Consider the following 21,388-nt stretch of genomic DNA (forward strand, 5'->3'; position numbering starts at 1 on the left):
TAGGCGATGACACACAACCGGCGACACCCGCGCGGCTTCACCCTGATCGAAGTGATGATCGTGGTGGTGATAGTGGCGATCCTCGCCTCCATCGCATTCCCCAGCTACCAGCGCTACGTGCTGCGCAGCCACCGGGTCGAAGCGCAGGCGCTGCTCAGCGAGGCGGCCGCCCGCCAGGAGCGCTACTACTCGCAGAACAATGCCTATGCCAGCACCGCTGCCGCGCTGAACATGACCAGTAACGTCAACGGCCTGCAGTACTACAGCCTGACGATCTCCAACGTCACTGCCACCACTTACACCCTGACCGCCACGGCCAAGGGCACCCAGGCCGCCGACAAGGAGTGCCTGACCCTGACCCTCGACCAGGCCGGCACCCGCGGCAATACCGGCACCGGAACCGGCACCACCTGCTGGCAGTGAGTGCGCAAAGAAAGCGTGCGATTGGCGGACACTGAGCCACAAGTCGAATTGCGCCTGCCGTTGCCTGCCCCTAGGGTGAAGCGGATTCGCGGGCCTGCCTTGCAACCGGATTGCCCGCACGACCGTCCATCCCGGCCCGTGCCCGTATTCCGGGCCACGGCATAGACTGGGCGCACGAGCCGCGACGAAGAGCGCGGCCAAACACAAGAGTGAGTGCCTGTATGCAAAGCCTGCTGAGCGAGCGCAGCCGCGTGTTCGAGCGCGCCGACCCTTATGCGGTGTCCGGCTACGTCAACCAGCATGTGGGCAGCCACGACCTGCGCTTGCCGGCCCACGGCCATCCCCAGGCCAGCCTCAATCATCGCCGTTTTGCCAGCCTCGACCTGTGCCGCATCAGCTACGGCGGCGCGGTGCGCGTCACCTCGCCAGCGCTGGAGAGCATCTTCCACCTGCAGATTCTTCTCAGCGGCCACTGCCTCTGGCGCGGCCAGCGCCAGGAGCACTACCTGGCGCCGGGCGAGCTGCTGCTGATCAACCCGGACGACCCGGTCGACCTGACCTACTCGGACGACTGCGAGAAATTCATCCTGAAGGTGCCGGTGACGCTGCTCGAAGCCATCTGCGCCGAGCAGCGCTGGAACTCTCCGCGCACCGGTGTGCGCTTCACCGAGAACCGCTACCAGCTGGGCGAGCTGGAAGGCTTCGTCAACCTGCTGTCGATGGTCTGCCAGGAGTCCGAAGCCGGCGAGCGCCTGGCGCGGGTAGACGAGCACTACCAGCAGATAGTCGCCAGCAAACTGCTGACCCTGCTCAAGACCAACGTCAGCCGCGAGCCCATCGCGGGTGCCAGTGCTTCCTTCGAACGCATCGAGGCCTACATCGAAGGCCACCTGCGCGAGGACATCGACGTCGGGGCCCTGGCGCGCCAGGCGTCCATGAGCCTGCGTTCGCTCTATGCGCTGTTCGAGAGGCATGCCGGCACCACGCCGCGGCAGTACATCCGCCGCCTCAAACTGGAGCGCATCCGCGCCTGCCTGGCGGACCCAACCTGCAACGTCCGCAGCGTAACCGAGCTGGCGCTGGATTATGGCTTCCTGCACCTTGGGCGGTTTGCCGAGGGGTATCGGCAGCAGTTCGGGGAGCTGCCGTCGGAGACCTTCAAGCGACGTATCTGATCCACTCCCGCTGGTTGACCCTGGCTCCAGGATTCGATTGGTGTGCAGTCTGGGTGTCCTGCGCCGCATCGGCGTGCGAGCCGACTCCTTGTTTCGCCCCCTCGGGCGACCTACTTTGGCAAACGCCCCAAAGTAGGCAAAGGTCTTGCCCCGGACATCCGGTTTTTCGCTTAGGCGAAAAATACCCTCGCTGAACGGGGCCATTCGGAGTGCTCGGAAGTCCCTCTGGAAGTCATCAAGAGCAAACAGCCCTTACCTGTGGGAGCGAGCTTGCTCGCGAACCCGCCTGCCACGTATGACGGGCATCCGCTCACCACCACCTCTGCACAAAACGGATAGCACTCTGCACAAAGCGGATATTGCCCCCGCCAACCCAGCCATAACCTGAGCCTGCCTGAACAAAAACAACGGAGGCCCCGGCCATGTCCCTGGGTATCGACTACTTGCGTTCGCTGCTTGAGGAAGACCCTGCCAACGGCGTCTATCGCTGCCGGCGGGAAATGTTCACCGACCCGCGCCTGTTCGACCTGGAGATGAAGCACATCTTCGAAGGCAACTGGGTCTACCTCGCCCACGAAAGCCAGATTCCCGAGAAGAACGACTTCCTGACCACCATGATCGGTCGCCAGTCGGTCTTCATCGCGCGCAACAAGGAAGGCCAGCTCAACGCCTTCCTCAACGGCTGCAGCCACAAGGGCGCCATGCTCTGCCGGCACAAGTCCGGCAACCGTTCCAGCTATACCTGCCCGTTCCACGGCTGGACCTTCAACAACTCCGGCAAGCTGCTCAAGGTGAAGGATCCGGCCGAGGCCGGCTACCCGGAAGGCTTCAACTGCGAAGGGTCCCACGACCTGACGAAAGTGGCGCGCTTCGAATCCTACCGCGGCTTCCTCTTCGGCAGCCTGAAGGCCGACGTCAAGCCGCTGGTGGAGCACCTGGGCGAGTCGGCGAAGATCATCGACATGATCGTCGATCAGTCTCCGGAAGGCCTGGAAGTGCTGCGCGGTTCCTCCAGCTACATCTACGAAGGCAACTGGAAGCTCACCGCCGAGAACGGCGCCGACGGCTATCACGTCAGCTCCGTGCACTGGAACTACGCCGCCACCCAGAACCAGCGCCAGCAGCGTGAGGCTGGAAGCGAGGTGAAGACCATGAGCGCCGGCGGCTGGGCCAAGCAGGGCGGCGGTTTCTACTCCTTCGACCACGGCCACCTGTTGCTCTGGACCCGCTGGGCCAACCCCGAGGCGCGCCCGGCCTTCGAGCGTCGCGAAGAACTGGCCCGCGACCATGGCCAGGCCCGCGCCGACTGGATGATCGAGAACTCGCGCAACCTCTGCCTGTACCCGAACGTCTACCTGATGGACCAGTTCAGCTCGCAGATCCGCATCGCCCGGCCCATCGACGTCAACCGCACCGAAATCACCATCTACTGCATCGCGCCCAAGGGCGAGAGTGCCGAGGCGCGCGCCCAGCGTATCCGCCAGTACGAAGATTTCTTCAATGTCAGCGGCATGGCCACGCCGGACGATCTGGAGGAATTCCGCTCCTGCCAGCAGGCCTACCAGGGCAGCGCCGGCGGCTGGAACGACATGTCGCGCGGGGCGCAGCACTGGATCGAAGGCGCCGATGACGCGGCGCGGGAGATCGACCTTGCACCGGCGCTGTCCGGTGTGCGCACCGAGGACGAAGGCCTGTTCGTACTGCAGCACCAGTACTGGCAGCAAACGATGATCGACGCGCTGGCCGCCGAGCAGGCCAACCGCATCGCGCTGAAAGAGGAGGGCGTGTGATGAGCCGCTACGAGACCGTCCGCGACTTCCTCTACCGCGAAGCGCGCTACCTCGACGACAAGGAGTGGAACGCCTGGCTGGAGCTGTACGCCGCCGACGCCACCTTCTGGATGCCTGCCTGGGATGACCGCGACCAGCTCACCGAAGACCCGCAGCGGGAAATCTCGCTGATCTGGTACGGCAACCGTGGCGGCCTGGAAGACCGCGTGTTCCGCATCAAGACCGAGCGCTCCAGCGCGACCCTGCCGGACACCCGCACCTCGCACAACCTGAGCAACATCGAGGTGCTCGGCGAGGCGGACGGGCAATGCCAGGTGCGCTTCAACTGGCACACCCTGAGCTTCCGCTACAAGACCGTCGACAGCTACTTCGGCACCAGCTTCTACACCCTCGACGTGCGTGGCGAGCAGCCGTTGGTGAAGGCGAAGAAGGTCGTGTTGAAGAACGACTACGTACGGCAAGTCATCGACATCTATCACATCTGATCAAGCCGGCAGGGCAGTGCGTCGCGCGTGTGGAATCGCCGCGCGCGACGCCGCCTGCGCGGTGCCGAGGTGCACGCCATGAACCACAAGATCGCCCTCAACTTCGAAGACGGCGTTACCCGCTTCATCGACGCCAGCCCCAGCGAGACCGTGGCCGACGCCGCCTACCGCCAGGGCATCAATATCCCGCTGGATTGCCGCGACGGCGCCTGCGGTACCTGCAAGTGCTTTGCCGAAGCGGGCCGCTACGACCTGGGCCAGGATTACATCGAGGATGCCCTGACCGAGGACGAAGCCCAGCAGGGCTACGTGCTCACCTGCCAGATGCGTGCGCAGAGCGATTGCGTGGTGCGCGTACCGGCGTCCTCGCAGGTCTGCAAGACTGCCCAGGCCAGTTTCGAGGCCAGCATCAGCGCAGTACGCCAGCTCTCCGAAAGCACTATCGCGCTGTCGATCAAGGGGGAGTCGCTGAGCAAGCTGGCCTTCCTGCCCGGGCAGTACGTCAACCTGCAGGTGCCGGGCAGCGAACAGACCCGCGCCTATTCCTTCAGCTCGCTGCAGAAGAACGGTGAAGTCAGCTTCCTGATCCGCAACGTCCCGGGCGGGCTGATGAGCAGCTTCCTCACCGGCCTGGCCAAGGCCGGCGACGCCATGGCCCTGGCCGGTCCGTTGGGCAGCTTCTACCTGCGCGAGATCAAGCGGCCGCTGTTGCTGCTGGCCGGCGGCACGGGCCTGGCGCCCTTCACAGCGATGCTGGAGCAGATCGCCGAACGTGGCAGCGAGCATCCGCTGCACCTGATCTACGGCGTCACCCACGACTTCGACCTGGTGGAAATGGACCGCCTGGAAGCCTTCGCTGCGCGCATTCCCAACTTCACCTTCAGTGCCTGCGTCGCCAGCCCGGAGAGCAATTACCCGCGCAAGGGCTATGTCACCCAGCACATCGAGCCCGCGCACCTGAACGACGGCGAGGTGGACCTCTACCTCTGCGGCCCGCCGCCGATGGTCGAGGCGGTCAGCCAGTACATCCGTTCCCAGGGCATCACGCCGGCGAATTTCTATTACGAGAAGTTTGCGGCGAGCGCGGCCTGAATTCGACAACCAAAACTTGGGCGTGACGGACCTTTGTAGGAGCGAGCTTGCTCGCGAACCGCTTCACAGCGGGGCTTGGTTCGCGAGCAAGCTTACTCCTACAGGGTTTGCCCCGACGTCATGAGGTCACCATGAACCGATTCAACAACAAGATCGCCCTCGTCACCGGCGCCGCCCAGGGTATCGGTCGGCGCGTCGCCGAGCGGCTGGTGGAAGAGGGGGCCAGGGTCATCGCCGTGGACCGCTCCGAGATCGTCCACGAACTGCAGGACGTCCTCGGCCAGCACGGCGAGGTGCTGACCCTGACTGCCGACCTGGAGCGTTTCGCCGACTGCCAGGGCGTGGTCGACCAGGCGCTCGCGCGCTTCGGCCGCCTCGACATCCTGGTCAACAACGTCGGCGGCACCATCTGGGCGAAACCCTTCGAGCACTACGCCGAAGAGGAGATCGAGGCCGAGGTGCGCCGTTCATTGTTCCCCACCCTCTGGTGCTGCCGCGCGGCACTGGTGCCGATGCTGGAGCAGGGCGCGGGTGCCATCGTCAACGTTTCGTCCATCGCCACCCGTGGCGTTAACCGCGTGCCCTACGGTGCGGCGAAGGGCGGGGTGAACGCGCTGACCGCCTGCCTGGCCTTCGAGACCGCCGAGCGCGGCGTACGGGTGAACGCCACCGCACCCGGCGGCACGGAAGCGCCGCCACGGCGCATCCCGCGCAACGCGGCGCAGCAGAGCGAGCAGGAGAAGCTCTGGTACCAGCAGATCGTCAACCAGACCCTCGACAGCAGCCTGATGAAGCGCTACGGCAGCATCGACGAACAGGTCGGCGCGATCCTCTTCCTCGCTTCCGACGAGGCCAGCTACATCACCGGCGTGACCCTGCCGGTGGGTGGCGGCGACCTGGGCTGAGGCGCCGCGATGATGCCCTTACGGCAGCTGCGCGCCGATCAGTCGCAGGCAGTGTTGCAACGGCGCACTGACGTCGCCGCGACGCTGGCTGAGGATGATCGGCGAGACCGCCTCGGCGTCGGTCAGCGTGGCGTAGCCGATGTCGGCGCGGTGCTGCTGTTGCACCGACGCCGGCACCAGCGCCACGCCCAGGCCGGCGGCGACCAGCCCGATGGCGGTCTGCAGCTCGTTGGTCCATTGCGTCACGCGCACGCTCAGGCCGTGGTTGGCGAACAGCGCCAGCACATGGTCGGCGTAGCTGGGACGCGGGTTGGCGGGGTAGAGCACGAAGTCCTCGCCGGCCAGTTGCGCAAGGCTCAGCGGCGCGCCGAGCAGGCGATGCCCGGCCGGGAGCACGGCAACCATGGGCTCCTCGCGCAATACCTGCTGGGTAATGGCCGCATCGTCGATGCGGATGCGCCCGAATCCGATGTCGATGCGCCCGCTTTTGAGCGCCTCGACCTGTTGCACCGTGGTCATTTCCTGCAGCCCCAGTTCCAGCCCGGCGTCGCCGCGCAGTTCGCGGATCAACTCGGGCAGGCCGTCATACAGCGTCGAGGGTGCGAAGCCGATGCCGAACCACTGGCGCTCGCCACGGCCGATGCGCCGGGTGCTCTCGCAGATGCTTTCCAGCTGCGAAAGCAGGGTGCCGGTCTGCTCATGGAAGTAGCGCCCGGCATCGGTCAGGCGCAACGGCCGGCCGCGTTCCAGCAAGGGCACGCCGAGCAGTTCCTCGAGCTGCTGGATCTGCCGGCTCAGCGGTGGCTGGGCGATGTGCAGGCGCTCGGCGGCGCGGGTGAAGTTGAGGGTGCCGGCCACTTCGCGGAAGTAGCGCAGGTGTCTCAGCTCCATGATACCTCCAGGGTATGCAACAAGATGGCAACGATATTGGACTGCCCGCACGCCCCGAAGCAATCCTTCTTCATCCGTGAAAAGACCTGTTGGGTATCGAAAGAAGCCCGCCCCTTGAACCCCAGACCGGAACGCCGTCCATGAGTAGCCCCGTCATCGAACGCATCGAGTCGATCATCGTCGACCTGCCGACCATCCGCCCGCACAAGCTGGCCATGCACACCATGCAGCAGCAGACACTGGTGATCATCCGCCTGCGCTGCTCCGACGGCGTCGAGGGTATCGGCGAAGCCACCACCATCGGCGGGCTGGCCTATGGCAACGAGAGCCCGGAAAGCATCAAGGCCAACCTCGACGCGCACTTCGCGCCGCTGCTCAAGGGCCAGGACGCCAGCAACATCAACGCCTGCATGCAGCGCCTGGACAAGTCGATCAAGGGCAACACCTTCGCTCGCTCCGGCATCGAGAGTGCGCTGCTCGACGCCCAGGGCAAGCGCCTCGGCCTGCCGGTCAGCGAACTGCTCGGCGGCCGCGTGCGCGACAGCCTCGAAGTGGCCTGGACCCTGGCCTCCGGCGACACCGCCCGCGATATTGCCGAGGCGGAGCAGATGCTGGACATCCGCCGCCACCGCATCTTCAAGCTGAAGATCGGCGCCAACCCGCTGGAGCAGGACCTCAAGCACGTGGTGGCGATCAAGCAGGCCCTGGGCGAGCGCGCCAGCGTGCGTGTGGACGTCAACCAGGGCTGGGACGAATCCCAGGCCATCCGTGGCTGCCAGGTGCTCGGCGAGAATGGCATCGACCTGATCGAGCAGCCCATCTCGCGGATCAACCGCAGCGGCCAGGTGCGCCTGAACCAGCGCAGCCCGGCACCGATCATGGCCGATGAGTCCATCGAGAGCGTGGCCGACGCCTTCAGCCTCGCTGCCGACGGCGCCGCCAGCATCTTCGCCCTGAAGATCGCCAAGAACGGCGGCCCGCGCGCCGTGCTGCGCACCGCGCAGATCGCCGAGGCGGCCGGCATCGCGCTGTACGGCGGGACCATGCTCGAAGGCGCCGTCGGCACCCTGGCCTCGGCCCACGCCTTCCTCACCCTGGAGAAGCTGACCTGGGCCACCGAGCTGTTCGGCCCGCTGCTGCTCACCGAGGAAATCGTCACCGAGGCGCCGCTCTACCGCGACTTCCAGCTGCACGTACCGCGCACGCCCGGCCTGGGCCTGACCCTGGACGAAGAGCGCCTGGCGCGCTTCCGCCGCACCTGATTTGCAACCTTTCCCGACTGCCCGATAGAGGAGAAGCCCCGATGCTGTTCCACGTGAAGATGACCGTGAAATTGCCCGTCGACATGGACCCGGCGAAAGCCGCCCAGCTCAAGGCCGACGAGAAGGAACTGGCCCAGCGCCTGCAGCGCGAGGGCAAATGGCGCCACCTGTGGCGCATTGCCGGGCACTACGCCAACTACAGCGTGTTCGACCTCGCCAGTGTCGAGGAGCTGCACGACACCCTGATGCAGCTGCCGCTGTTCCCCTACATGGACATCGAGGTCGACGGACTCTGCCGCCATCCGTCCTCGATCCATTCCGACGACCGCTGATTGTCGTTCCGTACGACTCAACAAGAACAAGACTTGAGGATCGCACCATGACCGTGAAGATTTCCCAGACTGCCGACATCCAGAAGTTCTTCGAAGAAGCCAGCGGCGCCTTGAACGATCAGGGCAACCCGCGCGTGAAGAACCTCGTCCTGCGTATCCTGCAGGACACCGCCAAACTGATCGAAGACATGAACGTCACCCCCGATGAGTTCTGGAAAGCCGTGGATTACCTCAACCGCCTGGGCGCCCGCCAGGAAGCCGGCCTGGTGGTCGCGGGCCTGGGTATCGAGCACTACCTCGACCTGCTGCTGGACGCCCAGGACGCGGCGGCCGGCATCGGCGGCGGCACTCCGCGCACCATCGAAGGCCCGCTGTACGTGGCCGGCGCACCGCTGTCCGAAGGCGAAGCGCGGATGGACGACGGCAAGGACCCGGGCACCGTGATGTTCCTCTCCGGCCGCGTGTTCGACCTCGACGGCAAGCCCCTGGCCGGCGCCGTGGTCGATCTCTGGCATGCCAACACCAACGGCACCTACTCGTACTTCGACAGCAGCCAGTCCGAGTACAACCTGCGTCGGCGCATCGTCACCGACGCCGAAGGCCGCTACAAGGCGCGCAGCATCGTGCCCAGCGGTTACGGCTGCCCGCCGGACGGCCCGACCCAGGAGCTGCTCAACCAGCTCGGCCGCCACGGCCAGCGTCCGGCGCACATCCACTTCTTCATCTCCGCACCGGGCCATCGCCACCTGACCACGCAGATCAACCTCGCCGGTGACCAGTACCTCTGGGACGACTTCGCCTACGCGACCCGTGACGGATTGGTGGGGGAGGTGCGTTTCGTCGACGACGCAGCGGCCGCGAAGGCCCGTGGTGTGGAAGGGCGCTTCGCCGAGATCGAGTTCGACTTCCAGCTGCAGCAGGCCGTTTCCGCCGATGCCGAGGACCGCAGCAGCCGTCCCCGCGCGCTGCAGCAAGCCTGACGCGAACTTCTCGCCGCATGACCTCGGCGTGGCCGAGGAGCAATCGCGGACGGAGTCCGCTTCTACGCCCCCGGTACCTTCCTCGCCAGGATCGTAGGAGCGGACTCCGTCCGCGATCGTTTCGTCGCTGTGCCTGTCTCCAGATGGGCCCGTGAGCCAGGACGGCAGAGTGGTATGACGTCCGTTAGCCCCCTAAGAGAAGTGTTCGATATTCGCACCAATAGTCGATTATCGCATTGTTCACCCATCCCCCCGACGGTACTGTTTTCCCATCGGCACCCCCTACACAACGAGACCGACCATGGCTGAACTCCTCACCCTCCGCGAAGCGGTCGAGCGCTTCGTCAACGACGGCGACACCGTCGCGCTCGAAGGCTTCACCCACCTGATCCCGACCGCCGCCTCCCACGAGCTGATCCGCCAGGGCAAGAAAGACTTGCACCTGGTGCGCATGACCCCCGACCTGGTCTACGACCTGCTGATCGGCGCCGGTTGCGTGCGCAAGTTGACCTTCTCCTGGGGCGGCAACCCCGGCGTCGGTTCGCTGCATCGCCTGCGTGACGCGGTGGAGAAGGGCTGGCCGCGCGAGCTCGAGATCGACGAGCACAGCCACGCTGACCTCGCCAACTCCTATGTCGCCGGCGCCTCGGGCCTGCCGTTCGCCGTGCTGCGTGCCTATGCCGGTTCCGACCTGCCGAAGGTCAATCCGAACATCAAGTTCATCAACTGCCCGTTCACCGGCGAGCAACTGGCCGCCGTGCCTTCGGTGCGCCCGGACGTCACCGTGATCCACGCGCAGAAGGCCGACCGCAAGGGCAACGTGCTGCTGTGGGGCATCCTCGGCGTGCAGAAGGAAGCCGCACTGGCCGCCAAGCGCTGCATCGTCACCGTCGAAGAAATCGTCGATGACCTGAATGCGCCGATGAATTCCTGCGTACTGCCGACCTGGGCGCTGTCCTCCGTCTGCCTGGTGCCCGGCGGTTCGCACCCGTCCTACGCCCACGGCTACTCCGAGCGCGACAACCGCTTCTACCAGGCCTGGGACCCGATCGCCCGCGACCGCGACACCTTCAACGCCTGGATCGATACCTACATCCGCGGCACGAAAGACTTCTCTGAGTTCAAAGCCAAACTCGCGGAGGCCAAGTAATGAGCGCCTACAGCACCAATGAAATGATGACCGTGGCCGCCGCCCGCCGCCTGAAGAACGGCGCCGTGTGCTTCGTCGGCATCGGCCTGCCGTCCAAGGCCGCCAACCTGGCGCGCCTGACCGCTTCCCCCGACGTGGTCCTGATCTACGAATCCGGCCCCATCGGCGCCAAGCCCAGCGTGCTGCCGCTGTCCATCGGTGACGGTGAGCTGGCCGAAACCGCCGACACCGTGGTGCCCACCGGCGAAATCTTCCGCTACTGGCTGCAGGGCGGGCGCATCGACGTCGGCTTCCTCGGTGCGGCCCAGGTCGACCGCTTCGGCAACATCAACACCACCGTCATCGGCGACTACAACAAGCCCAAGGTTCGCCTGCCCGGCGCCGGTGGCGCACCGGAGATCGCCGGTTCCGCCAAGGAAGTGCTGATCATCCTCAAGCAGTCCCACCGCACCTTCGTCGACAAGCTGGCCTTCGTCACCTCCGTCGGCTTCGGCGAGGGCGGCGACCACCGCCAGCAGCTCGGCCTGCCCGGCAAGGGTCCGGTGGCGATCATCACCGACCTCTGCATCATGGAGCCGGAAGCCGGCAGCAACGAATTCATCGTTACCTCGCTGCACCCGGGCGTGACCCGCGAGCAGGTGGTGGAGAACACCGGCTGGGCGATCCGCTTCGCCGAGCAGGTGAGCGAAACCATCGCACCGACCGACGTCGAGCTGGAAGCCCTGCGCGCCCTGGAAGCCCGTACCGCCGCCGCCCACGGCCAACTGGGAGGTGAGGAATGAGCCGCGAGGTCTTCATCTGCGATGCCGTACGCACGCCCATCGGCCGCTTCGGCGGTTCGCTCTCCGGCGTGCGCGCCGACGACCTCGCCGCCGTACCGGTGAAGGCGCTGGTCGATCGTAACCCGCAGGTCGACTGGGCCGCGCTGGACGAGGTGTACCTCGGCTGCGCCAACCAGGCCGGCGAAGACAATCGCAACGTGGCGCGCATGGCGCTGCTGCTGGCCGGCCTGCCGGAAAGCGTGCCGGGCGTGACCCTCAACCGTCTCTGCGCCTCGGGCCTGGACGCGGTGGGCACCGCCTTCCGCGCCATCGCCAGCGGCGAGGCCGAACTGGTCATCGCCGGGGGCGTCGAGTCCATGTCCCGCGCGCCCTACGTGATGGGCAAGGCTGACAGTGCCTTCGGCCGTGGGCAGAAGATCGAGGACACCACCATCGGCTGGCGCTTCATCAACCCGCTGATGAAGGCGCAGTACGGCGTGGATGCCATGCCGCAGACCGCCGACAACGTGGCTGACGAGTACCAGGTCAATCGCGCCGATCAGGACGCTTTCTCCCTGCGCAGCCAGCAGCGCGCTGGCGTTGCCCAGGCTTCCGGGTACTTCGCCGAGGAAATCGTCCCGGTGGTGATCAAGGGTCGCAAGGGCGAGACCGTTGTCGATACCGATGAACACCCGCGCCCGGACACCACCGCCGAAGCGCTGGCCAAACTGAAACCGGTCAACGGCGAGGGCAAGACCGTTACCGCCGGCAACGCCTCGGGCGTCAACGACGGCGCCGTGGCGCTGATCCTCGCCAGTGCCGAAGCGGTGAAGAAACACGGCCTGACGCCGCGTGCGAAAGTGCTTGGCATGGCCAGCGCCGGCGTCGCCCCGCGCGTGATGGGCATCGGCCCGGTGCCGGCGGTGCGCAAGCTGCTGGAGCGCCTGAACCTGTCGGTCAGCCAGTTCGACGTCATCGAGCTGAACGAAGCCTTCGCCGCCCAGGGCCTGGCGGTGACCCGCGAACTCGGCATCGCCGATGACGACGCACGGGTGAACCCCAACGGCGGCGCCATCGCCCTCGGCCACCCGCTGGGTGCCAGCGGCGCTCGCCTGGTGCTGACGGCCGTGCATCAGCTGCAGAAGTCCGGCGGCAAGCTCGGCCTGTGCACCATGTGCGTGGGCGTGGGGCAGGGCGTGGCGCTGGTCGTCGAGCGCGTCTAGCTCTTGTAGGAGCGAGCTTGCTCGCGAACAACCCCCGCTGCGGGGCTCAGGTTCGCGAGCAAGCTCGCTCCTACAGAGTCGTCCTCTGCGATCATACTGTCCCGACTACGCCCGCCGATTTTCGGAGCTGCACGTGAGCACCAACCTTCTGTTCGACGCCTACTTCACCCAGCCCGCCATGCGCGCGATCTTCAATGACCACGGCCGAGTGCAGGGCATGCTCGACTTCGAGGCCGCACTGGCCCGTGCCGAGGCTCGCGTCGGTGTGATCCCGGCGAGTGCCGTGGCGCCCATCGCCGCCGCCTGCCGCGCCGAACTCTATGATTTCGATGCACTGGCCCATGCCATCTGCAGCGCCGGCAATTCCGCGATCCCGCTGGTGAAGGCATTGGGCAAGCGCATCGCCGCCGTGGATGCCGAGGCCGAGCGCTACGTCCATCTGGGCGCCACCAGCCAGGATGCGATGGACAGCGGATTGGTCCTGCAACTGCGTGCCGCCATCGAACTGCTGGAAAGCGATCTCGCCCAACTGGCCGACGCGCTCGCGGTTCAGGCGCAGGCCCACGCCGGCACGCCCATGGTCGGCCGCACCTGGCTGCAACACGCCACGCCCGTCACCCTCGGTATGAAGATCGCCGGCTGGCTGGGCGCGATCACCCGCCATCGTCAACGCCTCAATGAGCTCAAGCCGCGCCTGCTGTGCCTGCAGTTCGGCGGCGCTTCCGGCAGCCTCGCCGCACTTGGAGACCAGGGTTTCGATGTGGCCCAAGCGCTGGCGGAAGAGCTGAGCCTGCAACTGCCTGAACAACCCTGGCACACCCAGCGTGACCGCCTGGTGGAATTCGCCAGTCTGCTTGGCCTGATAGCCGGCAGCCTCGGCAAGCTGGGCCGCGACCTCAGCCTGCTGATGCAGACCGAGGCCGGTGAAGCCTTCGAACCCTCCGCGCCGGGCAAGGGTGGTTCCTCCACCATGCCGCACAAGCGCAACCCGGTGGGCGCTGCCGTACTGATCGGCGCGGCGACCCGTGCGCCGGGTCTGGTCTCGACCCTGCTCGCCGCCATGCCCCAGGAGCATGAGCGCAGCCTCGGCCTGTGGCACGCCGAGTGGGAAAGCCTGCCGGAGCTGTGCTGCCTGGTTTCCGGTTCGCTGCAACAGGCGCTGTCTCTCGTGCCGGGCCTGGAAGTCGATGCCGAGCGCATGCTGGAAAACCTCGACCTGACCCGCGGCCTGGTGCTCGCCGAGGCGGTCAGCATCGCCCTGGCCCAGTGCATTGGCCGTGATGCCGCACACCATCTGGTGGAGCAATGCTGCAAGCAGGCGGTGAAGGAGGGCGCGCACTTGCGCGCGGTGCTCGGCGCCAACGCCGAAGTCGCCGCGCAATTGAATGCCGGGGAGCTGGATCGCCTACTCGATCCCGCCCATTACCTGGGCCAGGCGCGCCGCTGGGTCGAGCGCGCGTTGGCCGAACACAAAGAATTGTCTTTGCGATAACAGTCGCGATAGGAGCCTTGCATGCCTGCCGTACGTCTCGCCGATGGCGACCTGAACTATCAACTGGAAGGCCCGGCCGGCGCGCCGGTGCTGGTGCTGTCCAACTCCCTGGGCACCGACCTGCACATGTGGGACGCGCAGATCCCGGCCTTCACCGAGCACTTCCGCGTGCTGCGCTACGACACCCGTGGCCACGGTGGCTCGCTGGTCACTCCCGGCCCGTACAGCATCGAGCAGAACGGCCGCGATGTGCTTGCGCTACTGGATGCGCTGGACATCCCGCGCGCGCATTTCTGTGGCCTGTCCATGGGCGGGCTGATCGGCCAGTGGTTGGGCATTCATGCGCCGGAGCGCATCGAGCGCCTGGTGTTGTGCAACACCGCCGCCAAGATCGGCACGCCGGAAATCTGGAATCCACGCATCGACACCGTGCTCGGCGGCGGCGCCGAGGCCATGCGCAACCTGCGTGATGCGTCGATTTCGCGCTGGTTCACCGCTGACTTTGCGGAAGGCTATCCGGATCAAGTCGAGCCCATCGTCGGCATGCTGGCGCAGACCTCGCCGGAAGGTTACGCGGCCAACTGCGCGGCCGTGCGCGATGCCGATTTCCGGGGCGAGATCGGCGCGATCACCGCGCCGACCCTGGTGGTCTGTGGCGCTGCCGACCCGGTGACCACCACCGAGGACGGCCGCTTCCTGCAGGCGCGCATTCCCGGCGCGGAGCTTGCGGAATTCCGCGCTGCGCACCTGTCCAACGTGCAGGCCGGCGATGCCTTCAGCCAGCGTGTGCTGCACTTCCTGCGCGGTTAACTGCTCTTCGTAGGATGGCGTAGAGCGCAGCGAAACCCATCGGTTCTGTGCGACGACAGCATGGGTATCGCTGCGCTCCACCCATCCTACGCGGGATTTGATGGGAGTTTGAGATGGACGAGAAAGAACGCTACGAAGCCGGCATGCAGGTCCGCCGCGCGGTGCTGGGCGATGCCCACGTCGACCGCAGCCTGCAGAACCGCACCGCCTTCAACGAAGAGTTCCAGGAAATGATCACCCGCCACGCCTGGGGTGACATCTGGACCCGCCCCGGTCTGCCGCGCCACACCCGCAGCCTGATCACCATCGCCATGCTGATCGGCATGAACCGCGAGGGCGAGCTCAAGCTGCACCTGCGCGCTGCGCGCAACAATGGGGTGAGCCGCGAGGAGATCAAGGAAGTGCTGCTGCAGAGCGCGATCTACTGCGGCATTCCGGCGGCCAACGCCACCTTCCACCTCGCCGAGGCGGTGTGGGACGAGCTGGGCACCGAGTCGCTGGAGCCGTAACCCGTTACGGGCTCGATGAGTATCGCTTCGCTCCACTCCTCCTGCACAGCGACCTCCGGACCACGCATCCGGAGGTCTGCCTGCCTGGGTATGAGCGTCTCAAGTAGCGCTCGCAGGCGCATGCCGTGGGTTGGGTGCTCGTAGGATGGGTGGAGCGAAGCGATACCCATGCTGTGCCTCTACCCCACCCCCCGATCAGCTCTCCAGCTCCTTCCTGTCCCTGAACAACTCCAGCGCCTGCGGATTGGCCAGCGCGTCGGTGTTCTTCACCGGCTGACCATGCACCACGTTGCGCACTGCCAGTTCGACGATCTTGCCGCTGATGGTGCGCGGAATATCGGCGACCGCGAGGATCTTTGCCGGTACGTGACGAGGCGTGGTGTTAGCGCGGATGGTCTGGCGGATGCGCTCCTGCAGCGTGTCGTCCAGCTCCACGCCGTCACGCAGGCGCACGAACAGTACCACGCGCACGTCACCCTGCCAGTCCTGCCCGATGGCGATGGATTCCAGCACCTGCTCGATCTTTTCCACCTGGCGGTAGATTTCCGCGGTGCCGATGCGCACGCCGCCGGGGTTGAGCACGGCATCGGAACGGCCATGGATCACCAGGCCGCCGTGCTCGGTTTCCTCGGCGTAGTCGCCATGGGCCCAGACACCAGGGAAGGTGGCGAAATAGGCATCGAGGAATTTCTCGTTGTTCTCGTCGTTCCAGAAACCCACGGGGATCGACGGGAAGTGCCGCACGCAGACCAGCTCGCCTTTCTCGCCGCGCACCGGTTTGCCGGCTTCGTCCCAGACCTCCACCGCCATGCCCAGCGCCTTGCACTGCATTTCCCCGCGCCACACCGGCGCGGCGGGATTGCCGATGGCGAAGCAGGAAACGATGTCGGTGCCGCCGGAGATCGATGACAGGCAGACATCGGCTTTCACGTCCCTGTAGATGTAATCGAAGCTGACCTGGGCCAGCGGCGAACCGGTGGAAAGGATCGTCTTCAGACGCTCCAGCGAATGGGTCTCGCGCGGCCGCACATTGGCCTTCTCCAGCGCGGCGATGTACTTGGCGCTGGTACCGAACACGCTGATGTTCTCCGCGTCGATCAGGTCCATCAGTCGCTCGGGGCCGGGGTGGAAGGGCGAGCCGTCGTAGAGCACCAGCGTGGCGCCGATGGCGAGGCCGGAGACCAGCCAGTTCCACATCATCCAGCCGCAGGTGGTGTAGTAGAAAAGCGTGTCGTCGTGGCTCAGGTCGACGTGCAGGCCATGTTCCTTCAGGTGCTGCAGCAGCACGCCGCCGGTGCCATGGACGATGCACTTGGGCACGCCGGTGGTGCCGGAGGAGTAGAGGATGTACAGCGGGTGGTCGAAGGGCACCGGGGTGAACACCGGTTCGCCACCACTGTGGAAGAAGTCCTGCCAGAGGCTGACCCGCGCCGGCGTTTGGAAGTCGCTGCGGCGGGCATGGCCATTGGCATAGGGGACGATTACCAGCTGTTCCAGGCTGGGCAGCTGGGCGAGGATTTCATTGAGCTTGGCGGTGAGATCCAGCACCTTGCCGGCGTAGCGGTAGCCGGCGCCGGCGATCAGCACCTTGGGCTCGATCTGGCCGAAGCGGTCGATCACCCCATGGGTGCCGAAGTCCGGCGAGCAGCTTGACCAGGTGGCGCCCAGGCTGGTGGTGGCGAGCATGCCGACCACGGTCTGCCAGGTGTTGGGCATGAAGGCCGCGACACGGTCGCCGATGCCGACGCCGGCTTCGCGCAGGGAGCGTTGCAGGCCGGCGACCTGGGCGGCCAGTTCGGCATGGCTGATCACCTCGCGGCGTTCATCTTCGCTGATGGCGATCAGCGCCGGCTTGTGGTCCCGGCGCCTCAGCAGGTGTTCGGCGAAGTTCAGGGTGGCGCCGGGGAACCAGCGTGCATCGGGCATTTCCGGTCCTTCTTCGAGGACCGCCGTTGGCGCTTCGTGGAACTGCACGCCGAAGGTGTCGACGATGGCCAGCCAGAAAGCTTCGCGTTCGGCGATGCTCCAGGCGTGCAGGGCGGCGTAGTCGGGCAGGTCGAGGCCGTGCTGCTGCGCCACCTTGCGGCGGAAGGCGTCCATCCGGGTGGCGGCGATGCGTTCGGGGGAGGGTGTCCAGAGCAGTGGGTTCATTGACGACGACTCCAGCGAAGGATCGGTGGGCACCGCCGACAGGCGGTACCCATCATCTTGACATGAAGCATCGCCGCAAGTGCTTCGGTGGTGCTCGGGAATCACTGCGCGACCCAGCCGCCATCCATGTTCCAGGCGGCGCCGCGGACCTGGGCGGCGGCTTCTGAACACAAGAATAGCGCCAGCTCGCCCAACTGTTCGGCGGTGACGAAATCCAGCGACGGTTGCTTTTCCGCCAGCAGGTCGTGGCGCGCCTGTTCGGGGCTGGCGCCGCCGGCGATGCGCGCATCGATCTGCTGCTGTACCAGCGGCGTCAGCACCCAGCCGGGACAGATGGCGTTGCAGGTAATGGCGCTGGTGGCGGTTTCCAGGGCGGTGGTCTTGGTCAGGCCGATCACGCCGTGCTTGGCGGCCACATAAGCACTCTTGCCTGCCGAGGCAACCAGCCCGTGGGTCGAGGCGATATTGAGGATGCGCCCCCAGCCGCGCTGGCGCATGCCCGGCAGCGCCAGGCGGGTGGTGTGGAACACCGAGGAGAGGTTGATGGCGATGATCGCGTTCCAGCGCTCCACGGGGAAGTCCTCCAGCGCCGCAACGTGCTGGATGCCGGCGTTGTTGACCAGGATGTCGAGGCCGCCGAACTCGCGCTCGACGTAGGCGATCATCTCGGCGATCTGTTCCGGCTGCGCCATGTCCGCGCCGTGGTGGCCGATGCGCGTGCCGTGCACCGACAGCTCGCGCACCGCTGCGTCGATATCACCGAAACCGTTGACCACCACGTTGGCGCCCGCGGCCGCGAGCCGGGCGGCGATGCCCAGGCCGATGCCGCTGGTGGAGCCGGTGACCAGTGCGGTCTTGCCTTTGAGAGTCATGCAAATCTCCTCTGGAACGGGGCGGCCGCCGCGTGGCGACCGCTTGGAAACAACCGGCTTATACGATTCCGGTGGCGTAGAAGGTGCCGATCACCACGAACACCGCGAGGGTCTTGATCAGGGTGATGGCGAAGATGTCCTTGTAGGCTTCGCGGTGAGTCAGGCCGGTGACCGCGAGCAGGGTGATGACCGCGCCGTTGTGCGGCAGGGTGTCCATGCCGCCGGAGGCCATGGCCGCTACCCGGTGCAGCACCTCCAGCGGGATGTTGGCGGCGTGGGCGGCAGCGATGAACTGCTCGGACATGGCCGCCAGGGCGATGCTCATGCCGCCCGACGCCGAGCCGGTGATGCCGGCCAGGGTGGTGACGGTGATGGCCTCGTTGACCAGCGGATCGGGGATTTTCTTCAGCGCGTCAGCCAGCACCAGGAAGCCCGGCAGCGAGGCGATCACCGCGCCGAAGCCGTATTCCGAAGCCGTGTTCATGGCCGCCAGCAGTGCGCCGGAGACGGCCGTCTTGCTGCCTTCGGCAATCTTGCTGCGAATGACCCGGAAGCTGCTCACGAGCACCAGCAGGATGCCCAGCAGCAGCGCCGCCTGCACCGCCCAGATGCCGGTCAGCTTGGCCACGTCGCTGGCCACCGGCGCGGCCATGCCGGCCAGCTGGAGGCTGTGGGTCTTGCCGTAGACCTGGGGAATCCAGTGGGTGAACAGCAGGTTGGCGACGCCCACCAGCACCAGCGGCGAGAGCGCCAGCAGCGGGTTGGGCAGTTTCATGTCGTCGGCGGTTTCCGGCTCGTTGCGCAACTCGGTGCCGTAGCCTTCACCGGCGGCGCGTGCCTTGCCGGCCTGGCGGCGGAGGAACAGCATGCCGACGCTGAACACGAACAGGCTGCCGATCACGCCCAGCCAGGGTGCGGCCCAGCCGGTGGTGTTGAAGAAGGCGGTGGGGATGATGTTCTGGATCTGCGGGGTGCCGGGCAGGGCGTCCATGGTGAAGCTGAACGCGCCCAGGGCGATGGTCGCCGGGATCAGTCGCTTGGGGATATTGCTCTGGCGGAACATCTCGGCGGCGAACGGATAGACCGCGAACACCACCACGAACAGTGACACGCCGCCGTAGGTGAGCAGGGCACAGACCAACACGATCACCAGCATCGCCTGGCGGGTGCCCAGCAGGCGGATGGCGGCGGCGACGATGGAACGCGAGAAGCCCGACAGCTCGATCAGCTTGCCGAACACCGCGCCGAGCAGGAACACCGGGAAGTAGAGTTTGACGAAGCCGACCATCTTTTCCATGAACACGCCAGTGAAGGCTGGCGCCACGGCGGACGGGTCGGTCAGCAGCACCGCCAGCAGCGCGGCGATGGGGGCGAAGAGGATCACGCTGTAGCCGCGGTAGGCGGCGAGCATCAGCAGGGCGAGGGCCGCGAGGGCGATGACCACGCTCATCGAAGTATCTCCAGTTGTCGCGCGGCCTCGGGCCGCGCGTCGTTCTTGTTGTGGGGGCGAGTGACGATCAGGCGATTACCAGAGCGGCAGCACGTAGCTGAGGATCAGGCGGTTCTCGTCGAGGTCGTTGCCGAAGTGGCTGGAGCGAACTGTCGCATTGCGCCACTTCACGCCGAAGTTCTTCAGCGGCCCGTTCTGCACTACGTAGCCGATATCGGTATCGCGCTCCCATTCCTTGCCTTCGGGCTTGCCCGCGCCCAGTTCGATGTTGTCGCCGGACAGGTAGCGCGTCATGAAGGTCAGGCCGGGCACGCCCAGGGCGGCGAAGTCGTAGTCGTAGCGCGCCTGCCAGGACTGCTCGTCGCGGTTGGCGAAGTCGCCGATCTGCACGAAGTTGACCAGGAAGGCATCGGTGCCGCCGATGTAGGCGAAGCCGGTGTCGCCGCTCATCTTCTGGTAGCCGGCGCCGAAGCCGTGGCCGCCGAGGGTGTAGGTGAGCATGGCGCCGAAGGCGCGGTTGTCGACGTTGCTGTGGCCGTCGTCGTCGGAGCGGGCGTAGCGCAGGTCGGTCTTCAGCGACTGGCCGGCGGCGACGGGCAGCACGTGCACCAGGTTGACGATGTGCTGGTCGTAGAGCCCGTCGAGCTTGGCGTAGCTGTACCCGGTGGTCAGTTGCGGCGTCCACTTGTAGCTCAGGCCGGCGAAGTCGAACTGGTCGCTGGTGTCGGTCGCGACTATGCCACGGGCGCTGCCGCTGGTGACGGTCATGTCCTCGCGGTTGGACGAGTCGCGCTGGCTCACCTGGCGCAGGCGGCCGCCGTCGAAGGTGAGGCCGGCGAACTCGGCGGAATTCAGGTGCGCGCCTTCGAAGGTCTGCGGCAGCAGGCGCGAATCGTTGGCCAGCACGGTGGGCAGCTTGGGCAGCAGGGTGCCGATCTTCAGTACGCTTCTGGAGGCGCGCAGCTTGGCGGTCAGGCCCAGTTCGCTGTAGTCGTCCGGCGCGCCGTTGACCTTGTCCTTGTCGCGCGGCAGCAGGCCGGAGCCGGCGCGGTCGGGGCTGGAGTCCAGCTTGACGCCGAGCAGGCCAAGGGCATCGACGCCCACGCCGATGGTGCCTTCGCTGTAGCCGGATTCGTAGCGCAGCAGGAAGCCCTGCGCCCACTCTTCCTGCTTGGATTGCGCGGCGTTGTCCTGGCGGAAGTCGCGGTTGAAGTAGAAGTTGCGCAGTTCGACGCTGGCCTTGCTGTCGGCAAGGAATTCGGCAAAGGCCTGGGGCGAAAGGGCGAGGGTGGAACCGAGGGCGGTGATGACGGCGGCATGATTGAGCGAGGAGCGGCTCATCGGGTGATCTCCTGGCGCTATACCGAGGGCGAAACAGGACTTGCCGGATGTCCCGTGGGGGTGGAATTCGCGTTCGGGCAGCGTTGATTGTTGTTATGTCGGCTGTGCGGCGCGAAGGCCGCGAGAGGCGACATAGCCAGGACCGTGCCAGGATTGTAACTATTTGATTTGTAAGTCTTATTTTGAGATTTTTATGAATGGGTGGAAGCGGTTTGTCTCCAGTTGGAGACAAAGCGGCGGATTGAATCGCCTGGGGGCTGCCAATCAAGAGTTCTGAGTGACTGTCTCTTTTTT

Annotated in this window: 20 protein-coding genes; 15 read left to right on the top strand and 5 right to left on the bottom strand. The window is 66.1% G+C overall.

The window, feature by feature from the left end:
• Window positions 1-6: 6 nt before the first annotated feature.
• The 6 genes from MJ122_RS10595 to MJ122_RS10620 all read left to right on the top strand — a co-directional run bounded on the left by MJ122_RS10595 (window position 7) and on the right by MJ122_RS10620 (window position 5,870).
• Window positions 7-423: a type IV pilin protein gene (locus MJ122_RS10595; protein WP_239744122.1), complete on the top strand. Its 417-nt coding sequence runs from the start codon at window positions 7-9 to the stop codon at window positions 421-423.
• A 221-nt stretch (window positions 424-644) separates the two neighbouring features.
• The gene (locus MJ122_RS10600; protein ID WP_239744123.1) at window positions 645-1,598 is read left to right on the top strand and encodes an AraC family transcriptional regulator; all 954 of its coding nucleotides are present in this window, start codon (window positions 645-647) and stop codon (window positions 1,596-1,598) included.
• Between the two features lie 422 nt (window positions 1,599-2,020).
• Window positions 2,021-3,388: a benzoate 1,2-dioxygenase large subunit gene (benA, locus tag MJ122_RS10605; protein WP_239744124.1), complete on the top strand. Its 1,368-nt coding sequence runs from the start codon at window positions 2,021-2,023 to the stop codon at window positions 3,386-3,388.
• Window positions 3,385-3,873 (top strand): benzoate 1,2-dioxygenase small subunit, encoded by a 489-nt coding sequence (benB, locus tag MJ122_RS10610; protein ID WP_239744125.1) that lies wholly within the window; start codon window positions 3,385-3,387, stop codon window positions 3,871-3,873. Before benA ends, benB begins: the two co-directional genes overlap by 4 nt.
• Before the next feature lie 78 nt (window positions 3,874-3,951).
• Window positions 3,952-4,965, top strand: a complete 1,014-nt coding sequence (benC, locus tag MJ122_RS10615; protein ID WP_239744126.1) for a benzoate 1,2-dioxygenase electron transfer component BenC — start codon at window positions 3,952-3,954, stop codon at window positions 4,963-4,965.
• 131 nt (window positions 4,966-5,096) lie between these two features.
• Window positions 5,097-5,870, top strand: a complete 774-nt coding sequence (locus MJ122_RS10620; RefSeq protein ID WP_239744127.1) for a 1,6-dihydroxycyclohexa-2,4-diene-1-carboxylate dehydrogenase — start codon at window positions 5,097-5,099, stop codon at window positions 5,868-5,870.
• Window positions 5,871-5,888: 18 nt separating this feature from the next.
• Here the strand turns inward: MJ122_RS10620 and MJ122_RS10625 are convergent, their stop codons facing one another.
• The gene (locus MJ122_RS10625; RefSeq protein WP_088417386.1) at window positions 5,889-6,761 is read right to left on the bottom strand and encodes a LysR family transcriptional regulator; all 873 of its coding nucleotides are present in this window, start codon (window positions 6,759-6,761) and stop codon (window positions 5,889-5,891) included.
• A gap of 140 nt (window positions 6,762-6,901) precedes the next feature.
• Between MJ122_RS10625 and MJ122_RS10630 the strand changes: the two genes are divergently transcribed.
• From MJ122_RS10630 to pcaC, 9 genes are all read left to right on the top strand, one after another.
• A complete protein-coding gene (locus MJ122_RS10630; RefSeq protein WP_239744128.1) occupies window positions 6,902-8,023 on the top strand; it encodes a muconate cycloisomerase family protein in 1,122 nt (373 codons plus the stop codon).
• Between the two features lie 41 nt (window positions 8,024-8,064).
• Window positions 8,065-8,355 (top strand): muconolactone Delta-isomerase, encoded by a 291-nt coding sequence (catC, locus tag MJ122_RS10635; protein WP_017519458.1) that lies wholly within the window; start codon window positions 8,065-8,067, stop codon window positions 8,353-8,355.
• A gap of 47 nt (window positions 8,356-8,402) precedes the next feature.
• Window positions 8,403-9,335, top strand: a complete 933-nt coding sequence (catA, locus tag MJ122_RS10640; RefSeq protein WP_239744129.1) for a catechol 1,2-dioxygenase — start codon at window positions 8,403-8,405, stop codon at window positions 9,333-9,335.
• A gap of 301 nt (window positions 9,336-9,636) precedes the next feature.
• Window positions 9,637-10,485, top strand: coding sequence for a CoA transferase subunit A (locus MJ122_RS10645; RefSeq protein ID WP_239744130.1), 849 nt, complete (start codon window positions 9,637-9,639; stop codon window positions 10,483-10,485).
• Complete coding sequence (locus tag MJ122_RS10650) at window positions 10,485-11,267, top strand: CoA-transferase subunit beta (RefSeq protein WP_088417382.1); 783 nt, start codon at window positions 10,485-10,487, stop codon at window positions 11,265-11,267. Before MJ122_RS10645 ends, MJ122_RS10650 begins: the two co-directional genes overlap by 1 nt.
• Complete coding sequence (gene pcaF / locus MJ122_RS10655; RefSeq protein WP_239744131.1) at window positions 11,264-12,469, top strand: 3-oxoadipyl-CoA thiolase; 1,206 nt, start codon at window positions 11,264-11,266, stop codon at window positions 12,467-12,469. Before MJ122_RS10650 ends, pcaF begins: the two co-directional genes overlap by 4 nt.
• Before the next feature lie 127 nt (window positions 12,470-12,596).
• Window positions 12,597-13,961, top strand: coding sequence for a 3-carboxy-cis,cis-muconate cycloisomerase (locus MJ122_RS10660; RefSeq protein ID WP_275590658.1), 1,365 nt, complete (start codon window positions 12,597-12,599; stop codon window positions 13,959-13,961).
• A gap of 21 nt (window positions 13,962-13,982) precedes the next feature.
• Entirely contained in the window at window positions 13,983-14,771 is a 789-nt protein-coding gene (gene pcaD, locus MJ122_RS10665; protein ID WP_239744132.1) for a 3-oxoadipate enol-lactonase, read from the top strand.
• 113 nt (window positions 14,772-14,884) lie between these two features.
• On the top strand, window positions 14,885-15,280 hold the full coding sequence (gene pcaC / locus MJ122_RS10670) for a 4-carboxymuconolactone decarboxylase (RefSeq protein WP_088417378.1): 396 nt from the start codon (window positions 14,885-14,887) through the stop codon (window positions 15,278-15,280).
• Between the two features lie 195 nt (window positions 15,281-15,475).
• On the opposite strand, the gene MJ122_RS10675 is transcribed toward pcaC, so the two are convergent.
• From MJ122_RS10675 to MJ122_RS10690, 4 genes are all read right to left on the bottom strand, one after another.
• Complete coding sequence (locus tag MJ122_RS10675) at window positions 15,476-17,431, bottom strand: acetoacetate--CoA ligase (RefSeq protein ID WP_239744133.1); 1,956 nt, start codon at window positions 17,429-17,431, stop codon at window positions 15,476-15,478.
• A gap of 101 nt (window positions 17,432-17,532) precedes the next feature.
• Window positions 17,533-18,303: a 3-hydroxybutyrate dehydrogenase gene (locus MJ122_RS10680; RefSeq protein WP_239744134.1), complete on the bottom strand. Its 771-nt coding sequence runs from the start codon at window positions 18,301-18,303 to the stop codon at window positions 17,533-17,535.
• A 58-nt stretch (window positions 18,304-18,361) separates the two neighbouring features.
• The gene (locus MJ122_RS10685) at window positions 18,362-19,753 is read right to left on the bottom strand and encodes a GntP family permease (protein WP_239744135.1); all 1,392 of its coding nucleotides are present in this window, start codon (window positions 19,751-19,753) and stop codon (window positions 18,362-18,364) included.
• Between the two features lie 75 nt (window positions 19,754-19,828).
• Entirely contained in the window at window positions 19,829-21,094 is a 1,266-nt protein-coding gene (locus MJ122_RS10690; protein ID WP_239744136.1) for an OprD family porin, read from the bottom strand.
• Window positions 21,095-21,388 lie beyond the last annotated feature (294 nt).

Source organism: Pseudomonas sp. DP-17 (assembly GCF_022380625.1).
Taxonomy (GTDB): Bacteria; Pseudomonadota; Gammaproteobacteria; order Pseudomonadales; family Pseudomonadaceae; genus Pseudomonas; species Pseudomonas nitroreducens_A.

Excerpts from the sequence above, each read along its gene's own strand:
- MJ122_RS10595 (WP_239744122.1), top strand. The coding sequence starts at position 7 with ATGACACACAACCGGCGACACCCGCGCGGCTTCACCCTGATCGAAGTG.
- MJ122_RS10600 (WP_239744123.1), top strand. The coding sequence starts at position 645 with ATGCAAAGCCTGCTGAGCGAGCGCAGCCGCGTGTTCGAGCGCGCCGAC.
- benA (WP_239744124.1), top strand. The coding sequence starts at position 2,021 with ATGTCCCTGGGTATCGACTACTTGCGTTCGCTGCTTGAGGAAGACCCT.
- benC (WP_239744126.1), top strand. The coding sequence starts at position 3,952 with ATGAACCACAAGATCGCCCTCAACTTCGAAGACGGCGTTACCCGCTTC.
- MJ122_RS10620 (WP_239744127.1), top strand. The coding sequence starts at position 5,097 with ATGAACCGATTCAACAACAAGATCGCCCTCGTCACCGGCGCCGCCCAG.
- MJ122_RS10625 (WP_088417386.1), bottom strand. The coding sequence starts at position 6,761 with ATGGAGCTGAGACACCTGCGCTACTTCCGCGAAGTGGCCGGCACCCTC.
- MJ122_RS10630 (WP_239744128.1), top strand. The coding sequence starts at position 6,902 with ATGAGTAGCCCCGTCATCGAACGCATCGAGTCGATCATCGTCGACCTG.
- catC (WP_017519458.1), top strand. The coding sequence starts at position 8,065 with ATGCTGTTCCACGTGAAGATGACCGTGAAATTGCCCGTCGACATGGAC.
- catA (WP_239744129.1), top strand. The coding sequence starts at position 8,403 with ATGACCGTGAAGATTTCCCAGACTGCCGACATCCAGAAGTTCTTCGAA.
- MJ122_RS10645 (WP_239744130.1), top strand. The coding sequence starts at position 9,637 with ATGGCTGAACTCCTCACCCTCCGCGAAGCGGTCGAGCGCTTCGTCAAC.
- MJ122_RS10650 (WP_088417382.1), top strand. The coding sequence starts at position 10,485 with ATGAGCGCCTACAGCACCAATGAAATGATGACCGTGGCCGCCGCCCGC.
- pcaF (WP_239744131.1), top strand. The coding sequence starts at position 11,264 with ATGAGCCGCGAGGTCTTCATCTGCGATGCCGTACGCACGCCCATCGGC.
- pcaD (WP_239744132.1), top strand. The coding sequence starts at position 13,983 with ATGCCTGCCGTACGTCTCGCCGATGGCGACCTGAACTATCAACTGGAA.
- pcaC (WP_088417378.1), top strand. The coding sequence starts at position 14,885 with ATGGACGAGAAAGAACGCTACGAAGCCGGCATGCAGGTCCGCCGCGCG.
- MJ122_RS10675 (WP_239744133.1), bottom strand. The coding sequence starts at position 17,431 with ATGAACCCACTGCTCTGGACACCCTCCCCCGAACGCATCGCCGCCACC.
- MJ122_RS10680 (WP_239744134.1), bottom strand. The coding sequence starts at position 18,303 with ATGACTCTCAAAGGCAAGACCGCACTGGTCACCGGCTCCACCAGCGGC.
- MJ122_RS10685 (WP_239744135.1), bottom strand. The coding sequence starts at position 19,753 with ATGAGCGTGGTCATCGCCCTCGCGGCCCTCGCCCTGCTGATGCTCGCC.
- MJ122_RS10690 (WP_239744136.1), bottom strand. The coding sequence starts at position 21,094 with ATGAGCCGCTCCTCGCTCAATCATGCCGCCGTCATCACCGCCCTCGGT.